General features: G+C 56.9%; 19 protein-coding genes. 9 read left to right on the top strand and 10 right to left on the bottom strand.

Features of this window, described 5'->3' with window-relative positions; genetic code table 11:
* Window positions 1–49: 49 nt before the first annotated feature.
* Entirely contained in the window at window positions 50–1,249 is a 1,200-nt protein-coding gene (locus tag SADFL11_RS18270; protein WP_209002647.1) for a citrate/2-methylcitrate synthase, read from the bottom strand.
* Window positions 1,250–1,294: 45 nt separating this feature from the next.
* Here SADFL11_RS18270 and SADFL11_RS18265 point away from each other — a divergent pair, with 45 nt between their 5' ends.
* Window positions 1,295–2,398 (top strand): citrate synthase/methylcitrate synthase, encoded by a 1,104-nt coding sequence (locus SADFL11_RS18265; protein WP_050776164.1) that lies wholly within the window; start codon window positions 1,295–1,297, stop codon window positions 2,396–2,398.
* Window positions 2,399–2,439: 41 nt separating this feature from the next.
* On the opposite strand, the gene ftsY is transcribed toward SADFL11_RS18265, so the two are convergent.
* The 4 genes from ftsY to polA all read right to left on the bottom strand — a co-directional run bounded on the left by ftsY (window position 2,440) and on the right by polA (window position 9,177).
* Window positions 2,440–3,837, bottom strand: coding sequence for a signal recognition particle-docking protein FtsY (ftsY, locus tag SADFL11_RS18260; RefSeq protein WP_008196720.1), 1,398 nt, complete (start codon window positions 3,835–3,837; stop codon window positions 2,440–2,442).
* A 28-nt stretch (window positions 3,838–3,865) separates the two neighbouring features.
* Window positions 3,866–5,134 (bottom strand): tRNA (N(6)-L-threonylcarbamoyladenosine(37)-C(2))-methylthiotransferase MtaB, encoded by a 1,269-nt coding sequence (gene mtaB / locus SADFL11_RS18255; RefSeq protein ID WP_008191381.1) that lies wholly within the window; start codon window positions 5,132–5,134, stop codon window positions 3,866–3,868.
* Window positions 5,131–6,042: a diaminopimelate epimerase gene (dapF, locus tag SADFL11_RS18250; RefSeq protein ID WP_040451166.1), complete on the bottom strand. Its 912-nt coding sequence runs from the start codon at window positions 6,040–6,042 to the stop codon at window positions 5,131–5,133. Before dapF ends, mtaB begins: the two co-directional genes overlap by 4 nt.
* 165 nt (window positions 6,043–6,207) lie before the next feature.
* A complete protein-coding gene (polA, locus tag SADFL11_RS18245; protein WP_050776165.1) occupies window positions 6,208–9,177 on the bottom strand; it encodes a DNA polymerase I in 2,970 nt (989 codons plus the stop codon).
* A 100-nt stretch (window positions 9,178–9,277) separates the two neighbouring features.
* On the opposite strand from polA, the gene SADFL11_RS18240 reads away from it, so the two are divergent.
* Window positions 9,278–9,739, top strand: a complete 462-nt coding sequence (locus SADFL11_RS18240; RefSeq protein ID WP_040451168.1) for a hypothetical protein — start codon at window positions 9,278–9,280, stop codon at window positions 9,737–9,739.
* A gap of 20 nt (window positions 9,740–9,759) precedes the next feature.
* Here the strand turns inward: SADFL11_RS18240 and SADFL11_RS18235 are convergent, their stop codons facing one another.
* Window positions 9,760–10,794 carry an acyltransferase family protein gene (locus SADFL11_RS18235; protein ID WP_008191949.1) on the bottom strand — a complete coding sequence of 345 codons (1,035 nt, stop codon included), beginning with the start codon at window positions 10,792–10,794 and terminating at the stop codon, window positions 9,760–9,762.
* 115 nt (window positions 10,795–10,909) lie between these two features.
* A complete protein-coding gene (locus tag SADFL11_RS18230) occupies window positions 10,910–11,431 on the bottom strand; it encodes an FxsA family protein (RefSeq protein WP_040451169.1) in 522 nt (173 codons plus the stop codon).
* Window positions 11,432–11,684: 253 nt separating this feature from the next.
* On the opposite strand from SADFL11_RS18230, the gene SADFL11_RS18225 reads away from it, so the two are divergent.
* The 7 genes from SADFL11_RS18225 to trpS all read left to right on the top strand — a co-directional run bounded on the left by SADFL11_RS18225 (window position 11,685) and on the right by trpS (window position 20,321).
* Window positions 11,685–12,422 carry a Tim44/TimA family putative adaptor protein gene (locus tag SADFL11_RS18225; RefSeq protein ID WP_008188612.1) on the top strand — a complete coding sequence of 246 codons (738 nt, stop codon included), beginning with the start codon at window positions 11,685–11,687 and terminating at the stop codon, window positions 12,420–12,422.
* 115 nt (window positions 12,423–12,537) lie between these two features.
* Window positions 12,538–13,629 (top strand): murein transglycosylase A, encoded by a 1,092-nt coding sequence (gene mltA, locus SADFL11_RS18220; RefSeq protein WP_008197315.1) that lies wholly within the window; start codon window positions 12,538–12,540, stop codon window positions 13,627–13,629.
* Window positions 13,630–13,633: 4 nt separating this feature from the next.
* A complete protein-coding gene (locus SADFL11_RS18215; protein ID WP_008195139.1) occupies window positions 13,634–14,200 on the top strand; it encodes a Smr/MutS family protein in 567 nt (188 codons plus the stop codon).
* Between the two features lie 4 nt (window positions 14,201–14,204).
* Entirely contained in the window at window positions 14,205–14,576 is a 372-nt protein-coding gene (locus tag SADFL11_RS18210; RefSeq protein WP_008192375.1) for a helix-turn-helix domain-containing protein, read from the top strand.
* A gap of 97 nt (window positions 14,577–14,673) precedes the next feature.
* The gene (locus SADFL11_RS18205) at window positions 14,674–17,511 is read left to right on the top strand and encodes a [protein-PII] uridylyltransferase (RefSeq protein WP_008191432.1); all 2,838 of its coding nucleotides are present in this window, start codon (window positions 14,674–14,676) and stop codon (window positions 17,509–17,511) included.
* Between the two features lie 46 nt (window positions 17,512–17,557).
* Entirely contained in the window at window positions 17,558–19,120 is a 1,563-nt protein-coding gene (gene murJ / locus SADFL11_RS18200) for a murein biosynthesis integral membrane protein MurJ (RefSeq protein WP_008189143.1), read from the top strand.
* Between the two features lie 121 nt (window positions 19,121–19,241).
* Window positions 19,242–20,321: a tryptophan--tRNA ligase gene (gene trpS, locus SADFL11_RS18195; RefSeq protein ID WP_040451170.1), complete on the top strand. Its 1,080-nt coding sequence runs from the start codon at window positions 19,242–19,244 to the stop codon at window positions 20,319–20,321.
* A 75-nt stretch (window positions 20,322–20,396) separates the two neighbouring features.
* Here trpS and SADFL11_RS18190 read toward each other — a convergent pair whose 3' ends face one another.
* The 3 genes from SADFL11_RS18190 to SADFL11_RS18180 all read right to left on the bottom strand — a co-directional run bounded on the left by SADFL11_RS18190 (window position 20,397) and on the right by SADFL11_RS18180 (window position 23,496).
* Window positions 20,397–21,218 carry a pentapeptide repeat-containing protein gene (locus tag SADFL11_RS18190; RefSeq protein ID WP_040452658.1) on the bottom strand — a complete coding sequence of 274 codons (822 nt, stop codon included), beginning with the start codon at window positions 21,216–21,218 and terminating at the stop codon, window positions 20,397–20,399.
* Window positions 21,219–21,663: 445 nt separating this feature from the next.
* Window positions 21,664–22,677, bottom strand: a complete 1,014-nt coding sequence (locus SADFL11_RS18185; RefSeq protein ID WP_008191599.1) for a patatin-like phospholipase family protein — start codon at window positions 22,675–22,677, stop codon at window positions 21,664–21,666.
* A gap of 36 nt (window positions 22,678–22,713) precedes the next feature.
* Entirely contained in the window at window positions 22,714–23,496 is a 783-nt protein-coding gene (locus SADFL11_RS18180; RefSeq protein WP_008189001.1) for a 3-hydroxybutyrate dehydrogenase, read from the bottom strand.
* Window positions 23,497–23,515 lie beyond the last annotated feature (19 nt).

Raw genomic sequence — 23,515 nt, 5'->3', positions numbered from 1 at the left:
ATTTCGCGAGCTTAGCCGTGGAAGCCGTAGCTATACAATCGAATAGCCATCAGCTATCGCGAATTCCAACATAGGTTGCGCGAGGCCGGATCTGTTCTTGCGCGCCGTATTGTTCCAGCGCATGCGCAATCCAACCCGCCATCCGTCCGGCGCAAAAAATGATCTTCCCGCTGTCTTTCGGCAGATCATAGGTCTTCTGCATGGCAGCGAGCGCAAAGTCGATGTTTGGAAAAAGTCCAAAGAGATCATGGCCTGCCTTCAGGATTACCGGCAATTTCTGGACGAAGGGATGATCCGGTTCTGAAGCCATCAGGTTGGTGATCAGCCAGTGGCCGCGCGGATCCTTGTCGACATAGATCTTATGGCCGAACCCTGGAAGAGTTTCACCGCGCCCCAGCCGGTCGGCAATCAAGGCCTCAACATCCGTATCCGCATCGATTTCGGCCATCCATGCATTCGCCCGGCCGGACGCCGCACCATGGCGAGGACCTGTGAACGCCCCCAGGCCGGACAAGAGCGCTGCATGCAAAGGCGCCCGCGTGGACGCTGCGCAGCGCGCCGCGAAGGTGCTTGTGTTCAGCTCGTGATCCGCGGAAAGAACAAGCGCTGCCCGGATCAGGTTCTTCGCCCGCGATGAAACGTCAAAGGCTTGTGCGATCTGGATGTGAACGGGGATGGTTTGCGGTTCGGTTTCAAGAAGAGCGGCAACGCCGTAGCGCAGCAGCGCTGCCCCTTTTGTCCGCAGCAGTTTCACGGCCTGCGTATGGGCAGCCCGGTCCTGCAGAGGCCAGGCTGCCAGCGCCATCATAACCCTGTCCAGCGGCCCGAGCCCGTTGGGGAGTTCGGGCGGCGCAAAGGGCGCAAGTTCCGCAAAGGGATCATCATCGCAATCCCAAAGAAGTGTGGCGACGCTTTCCAAAGTAGCATTTTCGGCTAGATCAACAGCCGGACGCCCGCGGTAGATAGCGCCCTCCTGAGAAATCATCGTGAGCTCGGTTTCCAGCACCGGGTCACCGGTTAACGGGCGGCTTCCGGAGACCTCCTCCGTTGTTCTCCGGCCCTTAAGACGGCGCACGTCAGCGGCATCGTAGCGCCTTTGTTTTCCCGGCCCGGCGACAGACTCAATCAACCCTCGGCTGACATAGGCATAAAGGGTGGCCGGCTGAACGCCGAGTTCAGCGGCAGCTTCTTTCGCGGAGAGATAGATCGGCGTGTTCATATATTGATTGTATTTATCAAGATTGATCAATGCAATGACTTCTTCTTAGGTGCTTTCGAGAAAAAGGAGATGATAATGACAAAAGCGCCCGATCCCGGAACCCTGACCGCAGACCCGGCCTCAGGTCTGGAAGGTGTTGTCGCGGCCCACACAGGCCTGAGCGATGTGGATGGTCAGAACGGCCAGCTGGTTCTGCGCGGCAAACGGATCGAAGGCCTCGCCGGCAATGTCTGGTTCGAGGACGCCATCCTTCATCTCTGGCACAGTTATGTCTTTTGCGATGCCGATGAAATCAAAAAGGCATTGGGCGCGGCACGTTCAGCTGCTTATTCCAGTGTGCCGTTGATCGAGGCATCTTCCGGAAAGTTGAGTATCTATGAACGGATACAACTCGGCCTTGCCGCTTTGCCGCTTGATCCGGACCACCCGCAAGCCATAACAATTAGCGGTGCCCTGCCGGTGTTTCTTGCAGCCGCCTTCCGTGTTTCTGAAGGTGAACACCCGATCGCACCAGATCCGAACCTCACGACAGCGGAAGATCTGTTGCGCATGATGGGAGACGAGGAGCCGGACGCAGAGCACATTGCTGCGCTTGACCGGTATCTGGTCACCATTTTGGATCACGGATTGAACGCGTCAACATTCACCGCCCGGGTCATAGGCTCGACGGAAGCCGACATGAAACAAGCCGTGCTTGGCGCTATGGGGGCCTTGAGCGGCCCGCTTCATGGCGGCGCACCGGGACCGGTGCTCGATATGATTGATGCCATTGGAGCCCCGGAAAACGCAGCAGATTGGATTTCCGAAGCCTTGAAACGCAAGGAGCGCCTGATGGGGTTTGGACACCGGATCTACCGGACACGGGACCCACGTGCAGATGTCTTGAAGGCGGGTCTCAAAACACTTCAGGCTAGAAATCCAAAAGTTAGCCTTGCCGAAAAGATCGAGGAAGCCGCCTTGACCGCTCTGCGCAAGGCCAAGCCGGACCGGGCGCTGGATACCAATGTTGAGTTTTATACAGCAGTCCTGCTTGATGCGATTGGAATAGACCGCAAGCTGTTCACGCCACTCTTTGCCGTTGGACGCACGCCGGGCTGGTGCGCCCATGTCATGGAACAGCAGGCAACCGGAAAACTGATCCGGCCTGCGTCCCTGTACGTTGGTCCGAAGCCAGCGTGACGTAAGCCCGCCAGGCACTGCCGGACGGTTCGTCAGATCAGTTAAGCCAAGCCTGCAATTGCCGAGGAAAAATCCTTGGCCGAGAATGGCTCGAGATCCTCAACGCCTTCACCAACCCCGATGAAGTGGACCGGCAGGCCATGCTTGGCGGCAATGGCCACCAGAATGCCGCCGCGGGCCGTGCCGTCCAGCTTGGTCATGACAAGGCCGGTGACGCCTGCGACCTTGCCGAAGATCTCGACCTGATTGAGCGCATTTTGCCCGGTTGTCGCATCCAGGGTAAGGAGACAGGTGTGCGGGGCGTCCGGGTCATGCTTCTTGATCACGCGGATGACCTTTTCCAGTTCATCCATCAGCTCGGCCTTGTTCTGAAGGCGACCGGCGGTGTCGATCAGAAGGACATCGACTTGTTTTTCGGTCGCTTCCTTCATGGCGTCAAAGGCAAGGCCGGCGGCATCCGCTCCGGTATCGCGGGCAATGACTTCAGCGCCGGTGCGCTCACCCCAGATCTTGAGCTGTTCGACAGCAGCCGCGCGGAATGTATCGCCAGCGGCCAGCATGACCGTCTTGCCCTCTTCGCGCAGCTTCTTGGAGAGTTTGCCGATGGTGGTTGTCTTGCCGGTGCCGTTGACGCCGACCATCAAGACCACGTGCGGTTTCTTGCCCGAATTCAGATCCAGCGGCTCGGCAACAGATGCCAGAACCTTCTCGACTTCCTCTGAGAGGATCTCGCGAACCTCTTCCGGTGAAATTTCCTTGTCGTAACGGCCATCGGACAGGCGCTCTGTGATCGCCATCGCCGTATCAACACCGAGATCCGCCTGGATCAAGATGTCTTCCAGCTCTTCGAGCATCGCCGCATCAAGCTTGCGCTTGGTGAAGATTGACGAGATGCCGTCCGTGAGCGCGGACGATGAGCGCGAGAGACCCTTTTTCAGCCGCTGGAACCAGGAGAGTTTTTCTTCTTCAACTGGCGCTGGAGCAGGCGTTGCCGCGATCGGCACGGTAGGTGCAGATGTCTCTGCTTCCGGTTCAATCTCCGCCGGTTCTTCGACCGTCTCGACTGGTTCCTGAACTTCCGATGCCTTTTCGGCCGCTGTTTCGTCCGAGGAGCTTTCAAACGGCGCGTCTGGGAGGTCGGGCTCTATTTTATCTGTGCCAAGGTCGGCCGAAATATCGACCTCAGGCAGGACCGGCGGAACGGTTGGAGCGATCTGCGGCGACAAATCCGGGCCGGTCTGTGCAGACAGGACACTTGGCTCGCTGCCCATTGCGGCAACGGGCGCAACTTCCATCTCAACCGGGGTCGGCGTGTCGTCTGGCGTTTCCGCGTCCGGAGACGTGTCCTCCGGAGCCTCTACAGCTGGGGTTTCAGGCGCGTCCGGCGCATCCTTGCCACCAAAGAGCCGTCCAAAAAACCCGCGCTTTTTCTCGCTCATAAATCCGCCTTAAAAACTCGGCCGCCGCTCAAGCCGCCTTGGAAAGGGCTTCGCCCAACAGATGGCGTCCGGTATGGCCGATAATTCTCGTTTCGACAATGTCTCCGGCCGTTCCGCCTGCAAGTTCGACCTGGGTGAACTGTTCCGTGCGGCCAAGGCCTTCCTTCTCGATGAGAACGGGCCGGACCTTACCGACTTCCATCGCCAAGTGCTGGGCAAGGACTTGCGCGCCCTTTTCACGCAAACGCGCACCACGTTCCTTGATGATGCTCCGGTCAAGCTGCGGCATACGCGCTGCCGGTGTGCCCGGACGCGGCGAAAACGGGAAGACGTGAAGGTGTGTCAAACCGCACTCATCGACGATCTTGAGTGAATTCAAGAACATCTCTTCGGTTTCTGTCGGAAACCCGGCGATGATATCGGCGCCAAACACGACATCCGGGCGCATCTTGCGGACATCTTCGCAAAACTTGATCGTATCCCCGCGCAAATGGCGGCGCTTCATCCGCTTCAGGATCATGTCATCGCCCGCCTGAAGGGACAGATGAAAATGCGGCATCAAGCGGTGATCATCGGCAATCACCTGCATCAGATCCTCATCCGCCTCGATGGAGTCGATCGAGGACAGGCGCAACCGCTTGAGATCCGGCACCATCTTCAGGATCTTTGCCGTCAAGGTGCCGAGCTTGGGTTCACCCGGCAGATCCGCGCCGTAAGACGTGATATCGACGCCGGTGAGAACGATTTCATTGTAGCCGTTGTCAACCAGCCGCTTGATCTGGTCGATCACAACGCCCATCGGCACGGAGCGGGAATTGCCGCGGCCATAGGGGATGATGCAGAAGGTGCAGCGGTGATCGCAGCCGTTCTGGACCTGAACAAACGCCCGGGCCCGGCCCGTCAGACCGTCGATCAGGTGGCCAGCCGTTTCCTCGACACTCATGATGTCGTTGACGCGCACCTTCTCAGTCTCGGAGATGCCAAACGCTGCTACATCAGCGTAGGACTTGCGCTCCAGCTTCTCGGTGTTGCCGAGCACCAGATCGACCTCGTCCATCTCCGAAAACGTATCGGTTTCGGTTTGGGCCGCGCAGCCAGTGACAATGACCTTGGCGTCCGGATTGTCACGCTTGGCCTTGCGCACAGCCTGGCGCGCCTGACGCACGGCTTCGTTCGTCACGGCGCAGGTGTTAATGAGGATGGCGTCCTTGAGACCTGCAGCCTCGGCTTCACGCTTCATCACCTCCGACTCATAGGAATTGAGCCGGCAGCCAAAGGTTACAACGTCGATGGTCATGACGCGGCCCCAGCTTCCAGGGGAGCGTCGCCGCCTGCCGTCTTGCGCCACGTAAGCGTCTCAATATCGACTTCGCCTTCGAATTCGACTTCCGTCAGGCCCGTCATCAGCACATGACCATCACCTTCCCGCCACTCAATGCCGATCGGACCGCCAGGCAAGTGAATAGTAGTTTTGCGGCCAGTCTTGTCGTCCCGCGCGGCTGCAACCCCGACAGCACACGCGGCTGTGCCGCAGGCCAGTGTCAGACCGGCACCGCGTTCCCAGACCTTCACACGGATCTGGTTGTCATCGAAGATATGCGCCAAAGAGATGTTCGCGCCTTCCGGAAAGACCGGATGACGCTCCAAAAGTGGACCAACCCGCGCCAGGTCATAGGCTTCGACATCCTTGACCCAGAAGATCGCGTGCGGATTGCCCATGTTGACGACGGCCGGCGTGTGCAGGATCGGCTCATCAATCGGGCCGATCTGCAGCTCAATCGCCCGTGTATCGGCGAATTCTTCAGCCAACGGGATCTGGTCCCAATTGAGGCGCGGCTTGCCCATGTCGACGGTCACATTCCGCAGACCGGCAGCGTCAAAGGCATGCAAAAGGCCGGCATTGGTCTCGATGGTGACGAGATCCTTCGCGTTTTCCTCCATCAGGAGGCGGCCAATGCAACGCGTGGCGTTGCCGCAGGCGTCGACCTGACCGCCATCACTGTTGTGAATGCGCATGAAGGCATCGACACCGCAGGTGGAGCGCTCAACCGTGATCATCTGATCAAAGCCTATGCCATGCTCCCGATCGCCCAGTTTGGCAATCTGATCCTTGGTCAGGCGCAGCGGTTTTTCCCGCGCGTCCCAGACCACGAAATCATTGCCAAGGCCGTTCATCTTCAAAAAGGGTCTGGTTTCAGACGCCATACCGGGTGCACTTTATCTTTTGGGTGTTGAAATCCAGGCGCATTTCATCGCCATAATGAGCCTTATATGGCGGATTTGTGAAGAAATTACCAGATCTCTCCACCCAAAGGGTTCGCAGTACAGACGTGCAATGACGGCATGGCAGTGCTGAAACGTTAAGCCTTCCTAATGCGCCTCATCCCAGTTGTCCGCGGCGCGGGCGTCGACCTGGAGCGGCACCGAAAATTTCAGCGCGGGATCGCAGGCGTTTTCCATGACGTCCTTGATGAGGGGTATTGTCGCCTCAACCTGATCCTCCGGTACTTCGAAAATCAGTTCGTCATGTACCTGAAGCAACATTTGCGCGTCCAGCTTTGAGGCGGTCAGACGGTCTTCCATGCGCACCATGGCCCGGCGCAGGATATCTGCCGCCGAGCCCTGGATCGGCGCATTGATCGCGGCGCGCTCATAGAACGCCCGCATGTTCGGGTTCTTGGTGTTCACCTCCGGATAATGCGCCTTGCGGCCAAAGATCGTGGTGACATAGCCGTCCGCGTGCACCTGTTTCTTGACCGCTTCCATGTAGTCCTTGATACCCGGGAAACGCTGGAAATAGGTCTTGATATAGTCGCCCGCCTCGCCGCGTGAGATGCCCAGCTGATTGGCAAGACCAAATGCCGAAATGCCATAGATGATGCCGAAGTTGATGGCCTTGGCCTGACGGCGGACCATCGGGTCCATGCCCTCAATCGGCGTACCGAACATTTCACTTGCCGTCATCGCGTGAATGTCGAGCCCGTCCTCAAATGCCTTTTTCAGCTGCGGAATGTCCGCCATATGGGCCAGCACACGCAGCTCGATCTGGCTGTAGTCGGCCGAAATCAGCTTCTGACCCTTTTCAGCAATAAAGGCCTGGCGGATCTTGCGGCCAGCCTCTGTTCTGACCGGTATGTTTTGAAGGTTCGGCTCTGAGGAGGACAGCCGTCCGGTGGTTGTCGCCGCGAGCGAATAGGACGTGTGCACGCGTTTCGTTTCCGGGTTGATATAACCCGGCAAGGCATCCGTATACGTCGATTTCAGCTTCGACAGCTGCCGCCATTCAACGATTTTCGACGGCAGCGGGTGGCCTTCGGCTGCAAGATCTTCCAGAACCTGGGCAGAGGTCGACCAGGCCCCGGTCTTGGTCTTCTTGCCGCCGGGAAGACCCATCTTGCCGAACAGAATATCGCCGAGCTGTTTTGGCGAACCGACATTGAAGGTTTCACCGGCGAGTTCATAGATCTCGCTTTCCAGAGCCGCCGCGCCTTGGGCAAAATCACCGGACAGGCGGGACAGCATTTGACGATCGACGGAAATGCCGCGCTTTTCCATTCGGGCCAGCACCGGCACCATCGGCCGTTCTAGCGTTTCATAGACAGTTGCCATGTGATCGCTGGCAAGACGCGGCTTCAGGGTCAGCCACAGGCGCAGGGTGACATCAGCATCCTCGGCGGCATAAGCGGTTGCCTTGTCGATCGCGACCTTGTCGAAGGTGATCATCGACTTGCCCGAGCCGCAGACCTCCTTGAACGGGATCGGCTTGTGGCCGAGCCAGCGCTCCGACAGCTCGTCCATGCCGTTGCCACCCTTGCCCGCATCCACGGTGTAAGAGAGCAGCATGGTGTCGTCATAAGGGTCGACGTCAACGCCATGGCGTGTCATCACCAGCCAGTCATATTTGAGGTTTTGCGCGATCTTCAGGATGCCGCGGTCCTCCAGCATCGGTTTCAGCGCTTTCAGCGCATCGTCCAGCGGGATCTGGTCCGGCAAAAGTCCGCCACCGCCGAGAAGATCGCCTTCGCCGTCCTTGTGGGTCAGCGGAATGTAGCAGGCCTTGCCCGGTTTGCAGCTTAGGGAAATGCCGACAAGCTCGGCCTGCATGGCATCGAGCGAGGTGGTTTCCGTATCAAAGGCGACATAGCCCTTTTCATAGGCCGCATCGATCCAGGGCTGAAGCTGTTCCAGCGTTGTTACGGTCTCATAGGCACTGGAATCGACCGGGATTGCGCCGATCCTGGCCGCACGCTCATCAGCCACGGTCTGCGGCACCATCAGTCCATCAGGCGCAGGACTGTCTCCGCTGTTGTTGTCAGCATCAGGCGCGGCCATGCCGCCCGGGCGGTCCATCATCCGGCCCTTGTGGTCCGGCACATCCCAGCCCGGAACCTCAAGGTCCGTCGCCTCTACATTGGCAACGTCCGCGCCGGTGGTCTCCGCAACGCGCTTTGTCAGCGTCGTAAAGCCCATGGCTTTCAGGAAGCCGACCGCTTTTGGCCCATCAATCTCGCAGACCGAGAGATCTCCAACCGGTATTACCACCGGCACATCCTGCTTCAAAGTCACCAGCTCTTTGGAGATGCGCGCCTGGTCGGCAAACTCGATCAGGTTTTCCCGGCGCTTCTTCTGCTTGATGGTGGCGGCTTGGGCGAGCAGTGTTTCCAGATCGCTGAACTCATTGATCAAAAGGGCAGCAGTTTTCAGACCGATGCCCGGCACGCCCGGCACGTTGTCGACGCTGTCGCCGGCGAGGGATTGCACCTCGATGACCTTATCCGGGCCGACACCAAACTTTTCAAAGACTTCCGGCTCTCCGAAGGTCTTGTTCTTCATGGTGTCGATCATGCCGATCTTCGGCCCGATCAGCTGCATCAGATCCTTGTCGCCGGAGACAATGGTGACGCGCGCACCCTGTTCAGCGGCTTGCCGGGCATAGGTCGCGATCAGATCGTCGGCTTCAAAGCCTTCCTGCTCGATGCAATGGGTGGAAAACGCGCGGGTAGCTTCCCGGATCAGGCCGAACTGCGGCACCAGATCTTCCGGCGGGGGCGGGCGCTGCGCCTTGTATTCCGGATAAATCTCGGACCGGAACGTTTGTGCGGAATGATCGAAAATCACCGCAAAATGGGTCGGCTCATCGCCTTCTTCCGGGGTTAGCCCTTCCTGCAGCAGCTTCCACAGCATGTTGCAGAACCCGGAAACAGCGCCGACCGGCAAGCCGTCGGGCTTGCGCGTCAAGGGTGGCAGCGCGTGATAGGCGCGAAAAATAAAGGTCGAGCCATCAACCAGAATGAGATGGTCGTCAGCGGTGAGGGCGGCGGAATTTTCTTGTGTCGACATGGCGCGGACGATGCCCTTGAACGCGCTGTTGAGCAATAGCCTATTTTAAATTTCCAGAATGGGTGTATGTTTCAAATATACAATTAAAGATCGAAGTTCGATGGATAAAACTGCATCAATTCCCGCGCCTTTATCAAAGAGCGATTTTGGATTTTCTATTCTAGTTGCTTCGGGCGTCTATGTTTTCTTGTTTGACATAAAAGCGTTTGAATTCACCACAGCATTTAGCGTTCTCCTCCTATCCCTTTTATGGGTTGCGATACTTCGCGTGTTGAACAGGTACGCGGTTATGATCGAAAAACTCGAAGAAGCTAGGTCTGACCGGGAATGGATATCTCTCCTTAAAGCGTATTCATACCGCGCTTTAACGGCTGCATTTTTGGCAATTTCGATCTTAATGTTCATGGCAATCAAGAGCGATAGCTATGATCTCATTAGTAAGATCGGCCCTGCGGCTTTGCTTCTTTTTGTTTGCTTGTTTTTTCTAGACCACTTTTTGTTCGGTCCATATCGCAAGGCACCTAGGCTTGAAAGGGCCAAGGCCTCTAAGCCTAAGAATTGAAGGGTGCGAAAATTCTCCTGTCACTCCGCCGCTTGGGGTGCCGTTTTCCGGCCGTAGGTGCCGCCGAGATAGGCCCATTCCGGCCGTTTGAACAAGAACCAGCCAATGCCGGTTTTCTCGATGACCCACAACAGGATCACCGGCGCAATGACGGCGACGATATTCACGATCAGCGACACGGTGCCGATGTCAAGAATATCGAGTTTCAGCAGGATCACCCGCGTGAGACCCATCGGGAAGAAGAACGCCAGATAGATCACGATAGAGTTTGCGCCGAAGTGGCGCAGGAAATCCATGCTGCCGGCTTTGACGATGAGCGCGCTGGTGAGAATGATCGCACACGCGCCGGCTGCTCCGAGTGCCAGCGACACGAGTGGCAATTCAGACCAGCCAATAAAGACCAGACCACCGTTGATGACGCCCCAGACGAGTAGCAGCGCGAGGCTCAGGCTGACCCGGTCCCGCGCCCACTCTGCAAGCTCAAAGATTTTTGGCGCGAAAATGTAGCCAGCATAAAAATAAACGAAGCGCGATGCGAACTCATCAACCAAAAGCCAGCCGGTATGGATCGGCGCGATCTGCAAAAGAGCCGCGATACCCAGCATGATTTGCCAGGGCACCCCTTTGTCATACGCAAATTTGCAGACAACAAAGAAGATCGGAAGCATGTAAATGAACCACAACGTGCCAAAGGGCTGAAAGAAGCTAACCAGATAGAACTGAAACGCCCCGGCCCAGCCCATTTCACCGGCAAAGACCGGCGCCTTCACGGCGAACTGAATGGTCATCCAGAGCACATAAAAGTAAGCGAAATGAACGACTTTCCGGTCGAGATAGAGCTTCCAGTCCCGGGTGATGACGTTAGCCAGAAAGAGCCCGGAGATCAGAAAGAAATCCGGCATCCGGAAGGGGGCGGCAAAGGCGATGACCGCATGCATCCAACCGGTTTCTCCCGCCGCAGCCTCAACACCCAGAACGGCATGCATCATGACGACAAAGACAATGCAAATGCCTTTAGCCGTATCAACCCAATCGACGCGCGGAGCCTGTACCATATCCGTTACCTGCTGCGGAAATCCCCAATTCGGGCAGGTCTAGCGCGCAACCGGTAAAAATTACGCATAAAGCAAAGTCACGTTTCGGTGATTTCTTGCGGAATTGGCAAACAATCTATGAGTTCGGTTTTTCCGACCCATCGTTCCAAGGACTGATGCGCGGCTGACCGGGCGTTTGGCTTCCGGCGTCCGGACCATGATCGGTCTCTTTCCAGTCGTCCGCATCCAGATCCACAACACCGTCCTCGTTCCGCGGACGCATGGTTCCGCCCTCCATGATCACAACGTTGGAGCGCGCAATTATGAACTTCGCAAGACTTTCGCGGACCGGCGGAATAAACAGCAGCAAACCGATGGCGTCCGTGACAAACCCCGGGATCAAAAGCAGGATACTCGCCAGCACAATCATAGCGCCTTGCATAACCTCGTTGCCCGGTGCCCGCCCGCCATCGAGTTCCTTTTGCATACGCATCAAGAGCGACAGCCCCTGCTGACGCAGCATGAGTGTGCCGGCCATGGCCGTCAGCACGGTCAAAAGGATCGTCGGCAGAACCCCAAGAAGCTCGCCAACCCAAATGAAAACCGAGATTTCGATCAGAGGCAGGAGTATTATGCCTGCTATGATATAAAGTCCCACGGAGGCTCCATCGTCTGGTAGGGTGAAAATCTGTACTATCTGATCCAAGATGTAGACACTCTGTCACAAAAATGCGAGCGGCCGGTCGCAAGGAATGTGCACTTCGATCAAATTCAGTCTTGCTCTTGGGTCTGGATGCTGGTTGAAGAACCCACTAAATAGAACATATCTGACCTAAACGTGCATCGCACGGGCCTTGCAAAACAAGTCAGGGGCAGCCTACCAGCCTCTGAAAGGGTAGCCGGAATAGAAGATGAATGAAATTTTTGATCCCCTAAATCTGCTGCTTCTTGGACTGGCGGTGTTCATTTTGTTCCGGTTGCGCTCTGTTCTCGGCAAACGCACCGGCGAGGAACGCCCACCGTTTGACCCCTATTCAAAGCCAGAGCAGCAAAATGGTCAGGCCAACGGCCAGGACAACGTCATTCCGCTGCCACATCAAGGGCAACAATCGCCGGAAGGTTACGACGACATGGCTCCGGCGCGTCAGGAAGAAGATGGTGAAGTTGTCATCGACAAGGTTGCACCGGCCGGGTCTGCGCTGAACAATGCGCTGAAGCAAATTCTGTCGGTTGACCGCAGCTTTGAGCCGGAGCCGTTCATCCAAGGCGCCAAAGCGGCTTACGAAATGATCGTGATGGCGTTTGCCGATGGCGACAAGAAGGCTCTCAAAAATCTTCTGTCCCGTGATGTGTTCGAAGGCTTTAGCGCGGCGATCGACGATCGTGAAAAACGCGGTGAGACGATCGAGTCCACGTTCGTTGGCATCGACAAAGCGGAAATCGTGGAAGCGGCTCTTAAAGACACCACTGCGCAAGTCACTGTACGGATCCACAGCCAGCTGATCTCTGCAACGCGCGACAAGGGCGGTGAAGTTGTTGATGGTGATCCGGCCAAGGTTACGGAAGTCATAGACATCTGGACCTTCGCACGTGACACCGCTACGCGGGATCCGAACTGGAAGCTGGTCGCGACCGAATCTGCCGAGTAAATCCGTGAGCGCCCCGGCAGGCATGCGCGGATCAACGCGGCCGTCTGGTTTGGCAATATTATTTAAGGGCGCGGCTTTTGCCGCGTCTCTTTTTGTTGCAGGACCTTTAACTGCCATGGCACAAGGCCCGATCCAATCTGCCGATCTGACACCAGTCCAATTTGCCGATCTCATCGGTTGGTCAACGGATCAGCACGCAGACGCACTTGTCGCGTTCAAGCGGTTCTGTGGGTCTGGTGCACCGTCAGATGCAAACCGGGGACCATTCCAGCTTTCCAAAGACCATCGCAACGCGCTGTGCAAGGCGGCCCAAGCGTCAAAGGATGCGCGCTCGTTTTTTGAAATCCATTTCGAGCCTTTTCAGGTTCGTGAGCCGGGGTTCGTAACTGGGTATTTCGAACCTGAAGTGGCCGGGTCCCGCGAAAAAACAGCCGAATTCAACGTCCCGCTTCTGAAAAAACCGGATGGGCTGGTTCACGTCCCAGCAAAGGCCCGTCCTTCTGGTTGGCCAAGGCACCTGACACATGGCCGCAAGATCAACGGCCAAGTCATCGAAATGCCAGACCGCGGGGCCATCATGGATGGCGCCCTTGATGGCGAGGATCTGGAACTGGTCTGGCTCCGCAGTCCGATCGACGCTTACTTCATCCATGTCCAGGGCTCGGCGCGATTGAAACTATCTGACGGCACAACGATGCGGGTCGGGTATGCCGGAAAAACCGGCCACCCCTACACCGGAATTGCCCGGTTGTTGGTTCAACGTGGTGAGGGCTCCCCGGAAGACTTCACAATGTCCGGCTTGCGCCGCTGGCTGGAACAAAACCCGGATGAACGGGACCTGCTTTTCAAGGAGAACCGGTCCTACATTTTCTTCCGGGAAGTTACTGAAGCTGCAACAAACGAAGGACCAATCGGCGCAGCCGGACTGCCTCTCGTACCCGGCCGAAGTCTGGCAATCGACGACAGCGTAATGCCGTATGGGGTGCCTGTATTTGTTTCTGCGGAGTTTGAAGATCTGCAGCGGCCCGGTAATCAATACCGCCGCCTGATGGTGGCCGACGACACGGGCTCCGCGATCAAGGGTCAATCCCGAGGCGACATCTTTGTCGGCTCCGGAGACGATGCCGGACGCATTGCCGGTGAGATCCGGCATGGAGCCACCTTTACTGTGTTGCTGCCCAGGCGCTCAACTGGCCTCGGGAACTGACGGCATGAGCAAGCGCGGCAGAAAGGGCATGCTGTCTCCCGAAGACCGGGAGCTCTGGGGCAAGGTCGCCAAAACAGCCACACCGCTTGATGCAGAGCGCGCCAAGGCTCAAATGGCGGAGCTGGAGCAGTTCATAGATGCAACACCCAAGGCGGCTGCAAAATCTCCCAAAACATCAACCGCTATCCATGCGCCCGAACCGGCGAAACCCGTGGCACCGCCGCCATTGCGGCAGCTTGAGCACCGGTACCGCAAGAAACTTGTGCGCGGTGTAAAGCAGATCGACGCCCGCATCGACCTGCACGGACTGACGCAGGACAGAGCCCACGATCGCTTGCGCGGATTTCTCTATGAAGCCCAGGCGCGGGGACACAAGGTCGTGCTGGTGATTACCGGAAAGGGCGGCGGGCCCGGCTATGCCTATATGGACGAACGCGGAGTTTTGCGCAGAATGGTACCGCAATGGCTGGCAATGCCGGATGTGCGCCATCTTGTCGTGGGCTATGAAGAAGCCCATACAACCCACGGCGGCTCTGGTGCGCTGTATGTGCGAATAAGAAGACGCAGGTAGGAACGTGACACCTCTTGGGGCTAAAATCCGTGAACTCAGAACAAAACAGGGCGTTTCCTTGAAGGAAATGGCAGCGGCCCTGTCCGTCTCCAGCGCCTATCTCTCCGCACTGGAACATGGCAAGCGGGGCAAACCGACCTGGTTTTTGGTGCAAAGGATCATTGCCTACTTCAATGTGATCTGGGACGAGGCAGAGGAGATCCAGCGTCTTGCCGAGCTCTCCGATCCCCGCATCACTATCGACACCGCAGGCATGAACCCCAAGGCAACAGAACTTGCCAATCAACTCGCCCTGAAAATCGGCGGCCTTTCCGATGCCTCTCTCGAAGGGCTGCTGCACCAACTGCGCGTTGCCGCCGTAAAAGACGACATCTGACGTGCATCGGTATTTACACGTCCTTATTATGAAAGCGCTATAAACCGCGCGCTCGCCGCAATTCGGCAATGACCTTTTTTGGAAGTTTGAGATCGGTATGACATCCACCCAAGACGACCACTCCGGATTGATCGACGCCGATGCACTGCGAGCACGCCTGACGGCGCTGACTGAGGCAACCGATGGTGAAGGTTCTGATCCCAAGGTCCGCAACGCTGTTCTGGGCGAGTTGAAAACTGCGGTTCGGGATGCCCGGAAAATTGCCGAAGACAAACTGGCCGATGATGGTGGTGGACTTCTGTGTGCCCAGCGCCTGTCTTTCATCCAGGATGAAATCATCCGGGTTATCTACGATTTCGCCTTGTACCACATCTACCGGATCAAGAACCCGTCGGCCGCCGAACGCATGTCGGTTGTCGCTGTTGGCGGATACGGACGCGGCACACTGGCGCCTGGTTCAGATATCGATCTGTTGTTCGTCCTGCCTTACAAGCAGACCCCATGGGGTGAGCAGATTGTCGAATACATCCTCTACATGCTCTGGGATCTGGGCTTCAAGGTCGGCCACGCAACACGAAACATCGACGAATGCATCCGGCTTTCAAAGACGGACATGACGATCCGCACAGCAATTTTGGAAGCCCGGCACATCTGGGGCGACGAAGATTTGTTCGAAAACCTCGTTGCGCGCTTCCAAAAGGAAGTCGTGGAAGGCACCAGCTCCGAATTCATTGCGGCCAAGCTGCAGGAACGTGACGAACGGCACCGCCGCCAAGGCACATCCCGTTATCTCGTTGAACCAAATATCAAGGAGGGCAAGGGCGGCCTTCGGGATCTCAACACGTTGTTCTGGATCGCCAAATATCACTACCAGGTGTCGAGCCAGTCGGAACTGGTGAAAATCGGCGTTTTGAAACGGGCCGAAAGAACCCGTTTCCGCCGCGCAGAGGACTTTCTCTGGGCGGTTCGTTGCCACTTGCATTTCTTGACCGGCCGCCCGGAAGAACGTCTGTCGTTCGATGTTCAGCGCGAGATCGCAGTGCGGCTCGGCTACACCCAGCATCCGGGCATGAAGGATGTCGAGCGCTTCATGAAGCACTACTTCCTGATCGCCAAGGAAGTCGGTGACTTGACGCGCATCCTGTGTGCCGCTCTGGAAGACGAACACGTAAAAGACCCGCGCGGGCGAGGCATTTCCGGCATCATGCGGCGCTTTCGTGTCGGCCGGTCGGACAACACTGCACCGCAGCCCGTCAAGGGCGCACCCGGATTCGTCGTTGAAAACAACCGGCTGAGTGTAACTGCGGACACGATCTTTGAGACCGACCCGGTCAATCTTCTCAGAGTGTTTCAGCTTGCAGACAAGTATGATTACAACATGCATCCGCGCCTGACCCGGCTCATCCGCCATTCGCTGAAACTGATCAACAACGACGTTCGCAAGGACCCCGAAGCGAACAGATTGTTCTTGTCCGTGCTCACATCGCGCAATCATCCGGAAAAGATCTTGCGGAAGATGAACGAGACAGGCGTCCTCGGCCGGTTCGTACCCGAGTTCGGCAAGGTCGTCGCGATGATGCAGTTCAACATGTACCACCACTACACGGTCGACGAACACCTGATCCGGTCGATCGGCGTTCTGGCCGAGATCGAGCGCGGCGACTCTGGCGAAGATCATCCGCTGTCCACGGATCTGATCCGCACGCTTCAGAACCGGAAACTGCTTTATGTCACGATGTTCCTGCATGACATCGCCAAGGGACGCCCGGAAGACCACTCCATTGCGGGTGCAAAGGTGGCGCGCAAGCTGTGCCCACGGTTCGGGTTGAACGACGCGGAAACCGAAACGGTCGCCTGGCTGATTGAACACCATCTCGATATGAGCACGATCGCCCAGTCGCGCGATTTATCGGACCGCAGAACCATCACCGATTTTGCACATACGGTCCAATCTCATGAGCGTTTGAAGCTGCTCCTGATCCTGACAGTCGCGGACATTCGCGCCGTTGGACCCGGTGTTTTCAATGGCTGGAAGGGGCAGCTGCTCAGAACGCTTTACTACGCCACCGAACCGCACCTGACCGGCGGACATTCCAAGATGTCCCACGGTCAGGCCATCACCCAGGCCAAGGAAGAACTTGTCTCGCGGCTCGGGCACTGGACGGACAAAGACCGCAAGGCCTATTTGAACCGTCATTATCCGGCGTATTGGCTGCGAACAGAACCGGATCGGCTGGAGACCCACGCCGAACTGCTTCACAAGGCAGACAAAAATGGCGAACAACTCTCGTTCGATGTGACGCCGCGGGCATTTGAAGGGGTCACCGAACTTACCATCCTGGCGCAGGACCATCCGCGTCTTCTCTCGGTGATTGCCGGCGCTTGCTATTCGACCGGGGCCAATATCGTTGATGCACAGATCGATACGACAACGGACGGCTTTGCCCTTGATACGATTTTCATTGGCCGCGAGCTGCCGGGCGATGATGACGAACGCCGCCGCGGCGAGCGCATTACCGCATTGATCGAGAGAACTCTGCGCGGCGACGAACAGATTCCGGAACCGGTTGCGAAGAAAGGATCGGTCAGAGGCCGGATGAAGGCCTTCAAGGTGGCGAGCGAAGTGCTGTTGAACAACACCTTGTCCGATGACTACACAGTTCTGGAGGTATCCGGCCTCGATCGTCCGGGTCTGCTTTACGACCTCACCCGGTCCATCGCGACGCTCAATCTCAACATCGGTTCGGCGCATATTTCCACATTCGGTGAAAAGGTAGTCGACGTGTTTTATGTGACCGATCTGACAGGCCAGAAAATCGCTAATATCGGGCGCCAGGAGATCATTCGCGAACGCTTGTCAGCTGCCGTTGAAGGCCAGGTCGAGCTGGATCCGGCAGCACCTGTTGCACGCAAAGTCCGCCGTCAGGCGTCCTGAGCGGCTACCTCAGAAAGAAGTACACCGTGTCTGGAGCCCCGCTGGCATGAACCTGGTTCGAAATTTCGCAACTGTCGGCGGCGCCACCCTGATGAGCCGTGTTCTCGGTTTTGTGCGGGACGTACTGCTCGCCGCCGCAGTCGGCGCAGGTCCGGTGGCCGACGCCTTCGTGGTCGCCTTCCGTTTGCCGAATCTATTCCGACGCTTGTTTGCCGAGGGCGCGTTCAACTCTGCCTTCATTCCCCTTTTTGGGCGCGCAGTTGAAGAAGACGGCGAGGAGAGCGCCCGGCGTTTTGCCGGTGAAATTGGTTCCGCCTTGCTGTTTTGCCTTCTGGCGCTGACCGCACTCGCTCAGATCTTCATGCCCTTTGTTGTGTGGGCTTTGGCCCCGGGCTTCGTGTCTGACCCAGAAAAGTTCGATCTGACGGTTTTGATGTCGCGGATCGCCTTTCCGTACCTGATTTTCATGTCGATGCTCGCCTTCATTGGCGGCATCTTGAACACTTATCAGCGCTTTGCTGCTGCCGCCTTTGCGCCGGTCATGCTGAATGTGGTCATGGTGCTGGTGCTCGGCGGTGTTTTGTTCTGGGGCGTTGAGGACAGCACAACTCTTGGCATCATCCTGACACTCGGCATCACCTTCGGCGGCATCGTGCAGCTGAGCGTGGTGGTCATTGATCTGAAGCGCCTCGGCTTCCGCGTACCCGTTTACCGGCCGCGCTATACGAAATCCGCCAAACGCCTGCTGGTGCTTGGCATTCCAGGTGTGATTGCGGGAGGCGTCACACAGATCAACATCGCGGTCGGCCAGGTGATTGCATCAATGCAGGACGGGGCGAATGCTTTGCTCTATTACGCTGACCGGCTGTATCAGTTGCCGCTTGGTGTCATCGGCATTGCCTTCGGTGTGGTGCTTCTTCCAAGTCTGACCCGGCAGCTCCGCTCCGGCGAAACAGCCGCCTACCAAAAGACCCTGAACCGTTCCCTGGAATTCTCTCTTGTTCTGACTTTGCCCGCAGCTGTCGCGCTGGCCGTCATCCCTGACGAGATCGTCTCGGTCTTGTTCCAAAGGGTCCGGTTCGATGAGGCCGCCGTTGAAGGAACGGCAGCTGCCTTGATGGCATTTTCCTTCGGCCTGCCCGCCTTTGTCCTGAACAAGGTGTTCTCGCCAGGCTATTTTGCCCGTGAAGACACCAAAACTCCGATGAAGTTCGCGGCGATTGGCATGGTGGTCAATGTCGCCTTGTCGATCGCCTTCTTTCCGTACCTGCAGCATGTCGGGATCGCGCTGGCAACCACGATTGCTGGTTGGGTGAACACCGGCTTCCTGGTCATCGTGCTTTGGAAGCGGGGACACTTCGCACCAGACGCCACTGTCTTGAGAAAACTGATGCTAGTGCTTCTGGCAAGCCTGTTGATGGGTCTTGTCATTCATTTCGCTGCAGATGCCCTTGCGCCTTACCTGAAGGATGGATGGCTTCTGATAAGGGTCGCCAGCCTCGGGGCCCTGGTGCTGATCGGCATTGCCGTATTCGGGCTTTTTGCGCAGATCAGCGGCGGCAGTGATCTGGTTGGTCTCGCTAAATCGTTGAAGCGGCGCAACACCTGACGCGCAAACGCTTGTCCGAACGGCATCTTTGCTTGCATCGAAGCACGGTCAGGCCTAAACCCGTCGCGCCCAAAACATTCACAGCGCCCTTCCAACCGGCCGCACCAATAAGGGATATGAAATGACGGCGTTCCAGCCCCGTGTCTTTTCCGGCGTTCAGCCCACAGGCAATCTCCACCTTGGCAACTACCTTGGCGCCGTGTCGCGCTGGGTTCCGCTGCAAGATCAGATGCCTGCGATCTTCTGTGTCGTGGACTCCCACGCGATCACAGCAGGTTTTCCGGACCCGAGCGAACTGACAAACGCAACGCGTGAAGTGACAGCCGCTTACATGGCGGCCGGGATCGATCCCAAGAAATCGATCATCTTCAACCAATCCCAGGTCCGTGAGCACATGGAACTGGCCTGGATCTTCAACTGCGTTGCCCGGATGGGCTGGCTCAACCGCATGACCCAGTTCAAGGAAAAGGCCGGCAAGAACAAGGAAAACGCCTCTGTTGGCCTGTTCGCCTACCCCAACCTGATGGCGGCCGACATTCTGGCTTATCGTGCGACCCACGTTCCGGTGGGCGATGACCAGAAGCAGCACTTGGAGCTGACCCGTGACATCGCGGCAAAGTTCAACAACGACTTTGGCGCTCGGATCAAGGAACTGGGCATAGGCGTTCCAAACCCGACACCTTCTCCTGAATTGCCAGAAGAGCTTTATTTCCCGTTGACCGAACCGATGATCGCTGGCCCGGCCACCCGGATCATGTCCCTGCGCGACGGCACGAAGAAGATGTCGAAATCCGATCCTTCGGATCTTTCGCGCATCAATCTGAAGGATGATGCGGACGCGATTGCAAAGAAGATCAAAAAAGCCAAAACCGATCCAGACGCGTTGCCCAGCGAAACCGATGGTCTGGAAGGCCGGCCAGAAGCTGATAACCTTGTTGGTATCTATGCGGCGCTCAACGGCATGTCCAAAGACGACGTCCTGAAAGAGTATGGCGGACAGCAGTTCTCCGCGTTCAAGCCAGCGCTTTCAGATCTCGCAGTTGCCAAGCTTGCTCCGATGACAGACGAAATGCGGCGGCTGACCGGCGATCCGGCCCAGATCGATGCGATCTTGAAAGAGGGCGCGGAAAACGCCTCCGCGATTGCCGAGCCCGTTTTGAAGGACGTGCGCAAGATCATTGGTTTTCTGGACGTCCGGTAAAATCACTTGAACTCAAGAAAAGGGCCGGGTTCGCATCGAACACCGGCCCTTTATCATTTTCCAATGCTGGGGATCCTAGTAAGAACACGGCTCCAGCGTTATGCCGTCAGGCAGCTTAGTATTTTCATCTCCGCAAGCATCGATGATCCGGCTTGGATCGAGATTGGAAGCCCCTGTCAAATCCGCGCCTTTCAGCCGTGTCCGCCGTAACAGCGCGCCATCAAAATCGACATCTGTAAGGTTGGCTCCGCTCAAATTGGTGCTGACGAGACGCGCTCCTGTAAGATCAGCGCCCGAAAAGTCTGCATTAACAGCCTGAGCGCGGTCGAGCTTGACATTGCGCATGCGCGCGCCCTGAAAGACGGAGTTCAGAAGATCCATCCGCTCCAGGTTGGCATTGTCCAATTTGGCGGATTTGAACGATGTGTTCTGAGCAACAGCGCGGATCAACGTCACATTACGCAGGTCCGCACCCTCAAATGTCGACCCGGTCATGACAGCTGCATTCAAGTCTGCATCACGAAGATCTGCATCCCGGAAAATCGAACTGTTGAGGTTTGATTTCTCCAGATCCACGGCCCGCATCGACGCACCAGCAAAATCACTGGCCGAAAAATCGGCCCGTTCGGCCTCAGTGCGCCGGAAATCCGATCGTTCAAAATTCGATCTGGGCATAACAGCTTCTTTGAGGTCGACCTCACGCAAATTGGTCCGATGAAAGTCCGCGCCCTCCAGCTTCATCCCACGCAAGGTCGCAAGGGACAGGTCACACCGCGGGCAGCCACCGTCTTCAAGAATTTGTGGAACACGCGGGTCCAACTCCATCGCACGGGTCTGCGGCGCCAAGGTAACGATGACCGCGCCTGCTGCCAAAAAGCTGAAAACCGACTTTTTCATAACCGATCCTTTTCTCATAACCCTTGACATAAGTGCGATCTGCGGCGGTTCAAAGACCAAGTATGCCACGATCTTTAAAACCGGGATCGTAAGGTGGGATCACTAAAACCGAAAATCATGAAGATTGTGTGCGAAGAGCATCCCTGACGGGAGCCAAAAAATTGCAACGGAAGAAACAGGCGGGGTCGCAGGTGCCTGCTTCTTCCATTCACAATGTCGCTGACGACGCACTACCTGACAATCAGCGTGCCAAATAAGGAGCAAAAGGCTTGCCAATTGGTTTCTTTGTTCAAACACGCAAGATCTAGAAACTGCGGTATTTGCAACCACAAAATACTGAATTTGTTTAGATATTGTTCAGATCTCGCGCATTGCATTATGCAAGGCGAGTTGCAAACATCCTAAACGAGGGATTAACAGACCAATGGCGGCGCCTCACCAGAGATCAAGCGAATTCTTTGCGCAGATCAATGGTGGAGCGCTCGCCGATGTCGTCAAAGTGCCGGTCGAGCCATTCTTTTGCTGTCTGGCGGCCAACGTCACGCAAATGCGTCAGAAAATCCCACTCTGCATTCATCTTGGAGGAAGCCTGAAGAGGTTTCAGTTCTTCGGCCGCGATCCGGTGCAGATGCACTTTAGTATATTCCTTGCGGTCCAGCTTTCCCTCTTCAATCAGGCGCGTAACGAAATCAATCGCCCTGAGTTCTCTCAAAAGCGTGGAGTTGAAGGTGATTTCATTGAGGCGGTTGACGATTTCGCGAGCCGTCCGGGGCACTTCGCGCCGCTCGATCGGGTTGATCTGGATAAGGACGACATCCGATGTTTCGGTTTCATAAAACAGCGGATAGAGCGGCGGATTGCCCATAAACCCACCGTCCCAATAAGGCTCCCCATCGATCTCCACGGCCTGGTAAAGCTGCGGCAGGCACGCCGAGGCCATCACCGCATCAAGCGTCACTTCCTTCTCGCTGAAGACCCGGATCTTGCCGGTAAAGACATTGGTGGCTGCGATGAACAGCTTCAAACCGGAGCAGCAGTGCACTTTTTCAAAATCGACCGTCCGTTCCACGATGTCGCGGAGTGGATTGAAATTCAGTGGGTTGAATTCATACGGCGAAGCGAACCGCGAGAGCACATCGAAATAGAGGTAACTCGGTGAATAATCGAGGCTCCAATGGCCCAGGAGCACATCCAGCGGCGAGCGTTGGATCGGACTGGTACGCGCCTCGGCGCTAACTTCGCGCCAGAAGGCTTCCAGCGTTGCACGCGCGCCCTCTTCCCCGCCAGCCTCCAGGCCGCTGGCCAACACAACCGCATTCATCGCCCCGGCAGATGTCCCGGTGATCCCGTCGAGTTCGAACCGGCTGTCTTCCAGGAACCAATCGAGCACTCCCCAGGTGAAGGCGCCATGCGCGCCTCCCCCTTGCAAAGCCAGATTGATCTTCTTTGGATCTGACATGGCTCTTTTCGCTCCTGCGGGCTTGAGTCTATTGGCTTACTGGGCTGTCCAGCCGCCATCCATCGTCATGATGGCACCGGTAATCGAAGACGCCGTGTCAGAGCACAAGAAGACAGCGTAACCGGCGACTTGTTCGATGGTGACGAATTTCTTGGTCGGCTGGGCCTTCAAAAGCACATCTTTCTTGACCTCTTCCTCGGTCATGTTCCGTGCTTTCATCGTGTCCGGGATCTGAGCTTCAACCAGCGGCGTCCAGACGTAACCTGGGCAGATCGCATTCACGGTGATGCCTTGCTCGGCCACTTCAAGCGCGACAGTTTTGGTCAGGCCGGCAATGCCGTGCTTGGCGGCAACGTAAGCGGATTTATACGGGGACGCGACGAGGGCGTGCGCGGAGGCTGTATTGATGATCCGGCCCCAACCGTTTTCTTTCATTCCCGGTACCGCCGCGCGGATAGCATGGAAGGCAGAAGACAGATTGATCGCAATGATGGCGTCCCATTTGTCGATCGGGAACTCATCGACCGGGGAAACGTATTGGATGCCCGCGTTGTTCACGAGGATGTCGACAGACCCGAATTCCTTCTGGGTGTCGGAGATCATTTCCGCGATTTCATCGCCTTTCAGCATGTTGGCCGGCGAGTAGACACACTTCACGCCAAAATCAGCTTCAATGCCTGCGCGGGTCTTTTCAATTTCATCGGCATCGCCGAGGCCATTGATGACCACGTTGGCGCCTTTTTCAGCGAAGGCGCGGGCACATCCGAGGCCAATCCCGGACGTTGACCCAGTCACAACTGCTGTCTTATTGGCGAGCATCAGAAAATCCTCCCGTAAT

Origin of the sequence: Roseibium alexandrii DFL-11 (assembly GCF_000158095.2) — a bacterium.
Taxonomy (GTDB): Bacteria; Pseudomonadota; Alphaproteobacteria; order Rhizobiales; family Stappiaceae; genus Roseibium; species Roseibium alexandrii.
The sequence above is the reverse complement of the archived record's forward strand: the minus strand, read 5'-3'. Positions and strand labels throughout refer to the sequence as shown.